Below are 420 nucleotides of genomic sequence, written 5' to 3'. Positions count from 1 at the left end.
CCTGTACGTCACCGACGGCACGAGCTTGTGGACGACCGTCGCCGTGCAACGGCTCCCCGGCACGCCGTATCTGCTCGCGGGCCTGCCCTACGCCGCCGACGACGGCGACCGCGTGCGCCGGACCTCACGGGGCGACGTCGCCTCGGCCGGTGAACTGCGCCTGACCCACCCGGACGCGGACGGCGTGGACCACTTCGACGCCCGCGCGGAACGCACCCAGGAGGAGGCGGCCTTCGCCCTGGCGGCCGACCCGCGCGGCTACGGCAACCCCGACCTGGGCTGGAGCCACCTGGTCAGCTCGACGGCACTGGAGGCCCGACCGGCCCCCGGCGCCCCCGAGGACCTGCACGTCTTCGCCGTACGCTACGGACCGCAGGGTCCCTTCGAGCCCACCTTCGCCCAGGACGGCGCAGCCCTGAC

At 75.0% G+C, this 420-nt stretch carries 1 pseudogene; it reads left to right on the top strand.

Features of this window, described 5'->3' with window-relative positions:
* Positions 1-420: pseudogene (locus ACLZOT_RS50100) on the top strand (hypothetical protein); the annotation flags it as partial.

The sequence above is a fragment of the Streptomyces sp. 4F14 genome (assembly GCF_048159485.1).
Classification (GTDB): Bacteria; Actinomycetota; Actinomycetes; order Streptomycetales; family Streptomycetaceae; genus Streptomyces.
Note: the sequence above shows the minus strand (reverse complement) of the source record. Positions and strands in the feature narration are given on the sequence as shown.